This is a genomic window from Oleiphilus sp. HI0086, from assembly GCF_001635225.1.
The window spans coordinates 1-1416 of sequence record NZ_LWFZ01001013.1 but is presented as its reverse complement, the minus strand read 5'-3'; the positions used below and the strand labels follow the sequence as shown (position 1 = coordinate 1416).

Annotated in this window: 2 protein-coding genes and 1 pseudogene; all 3 read right to left on the bottom strand. The window is 46.4% G+C overall.

What is annotated here, in order from left to right:
- Positions 1–241: pseudogene (locus A3756_RS18185) on the bottom strand (hydroxymethylglutaryl-CoA lyase); the annotation flags it as partial.
- 8 nt (positions 242–249) lie between these two features.
- The gene (locus A3756_RS18180) at positions 250–1035 is read right to left on the bottom strand and encodes an enoyl-CoA hydratase-related protein (protein WP_068553299.1); all 786 of its coding nucleotides are present in this window, start codon (positions 1033–1035) and stop codon (positions 250–252) included.
- 59 nt (positions 1036–1094) lie between these two features.
- Positions 1095–1416, bottom strand: a 322-nt coding sequence (locus A3756_RS18175) for a carboxyl transferase domain-containing protein (protein ID WP_304438897.1), incomplete at its 5' end; no start/stop codon positions are given.

Below are 1416 nucleotides of genomic sequence, written 5' to 3'. Positions count from 1 at the left end.
TTGGGGTGAGAGCTGAGTAACAGATATCATCTCTGCGACTTAGCTTTGTGAAAACCTCTGCACTACTGGCCATCTGGGGAACCCACTTGGGTGAAACAAAGCTACCGGCCTCTATTTGCTTCAGTCCAGCCTTGCCAAGCTGTTCGATTAAGGCGAGTTTATCTTCCAAGCTTACGATTCCAGCTTCGTTTTGTAGCCCGTCACGCGGACCCACTTCAACAATTCTTACTTGATCACTCATGCTTGTGTTTACTCCTTATTGCTCTTAATCCANGGAGCTGGCTGCTTATCGAAAAATGCCTTCAATCCATTTTGACCTTCTTCCGATACGCGTAAGTCAGCAATAAGCTGGCTGGTGCGTTCACTTAAGTCTTCAGGAGCTTGCACTATGTCAGCCACTAGCTGCTTGGCTGCAATACTGGCTTGCGGGCCAGTTGTTAAAATTTGTTCAACAATAGCCTGTACTTGCTCATCTAATTGTTCAGTTGCTACAACTTCATGGACAAGTTGATAACCCTTTGCTGCTTGAGCCTTAAATACTTCAGCAGTTAAGAATAGTCTTTTTGCGATGCGAGGGCCGATGGCTTCAACAACAAAAGGCCCGATGGTGGCAGGTGTTAAACCGAGTTTCGTTTCGCTTAAACAGAAACGTGATTTCTCATCGGCGATGGCAATGTCGCTGCACGCGATAAGCCCGATTGCTCCACCGTAGGCGGCTCCTTGTACGCGTGCTATTGTGGGAATCCTAAGATCGTTTAACTCTTGCATAAGCGCAGCAAGTTGGCGTGCATCGTGAAGGTTGTCTTCATGACTTAGCGTTGCCATACGTTTCATCCAGGCTAAGTCAGCCCCGGCGCAGAAATGTTTACCATCAGCTTTGAGTACCATAACGCGCGCATCTGAGTCGTTGACTGTTTTTATATGTGCGCGTAGTTCGGTAATTACCTGGTCATCGAAAGCGTTGTGCTTTTCAGGGCGCGATAAGCAAAGGGTGGCGATTTGCTTATCAAATTGAAGAGTACTTGCTGGCTGCATGGTTAATATCCTGATTCATTGAATTGTACCTTATGAGTAATTTGAGTGATCGCTCATACTTACATTCTAAATACGCCAAACTCGGTATCTTCTATTGGTGCGTTTAGGCTAGCTGAGATTGCGACGCCAAGAACTTTTCGAGTGTCGCTAGGCTCGATTATGCCGTCATCCCATAAGCGTGCACTGGCATAATAAGGGTGTGCCTGTTTTTCAAACTGTTCGATAATCGGTTGCTTGAGTGCTTGTTCTTCTTCATCAGACCAATTGATGCCACGTTTAGCCAAACTATCTCGTTTAACTTGTGCCAGAACGCCTGCAGCCTGTTCGCCACCCATTACTGAAATACGTGCATTTGGCCACATCCATAGGAATCGTGGATGA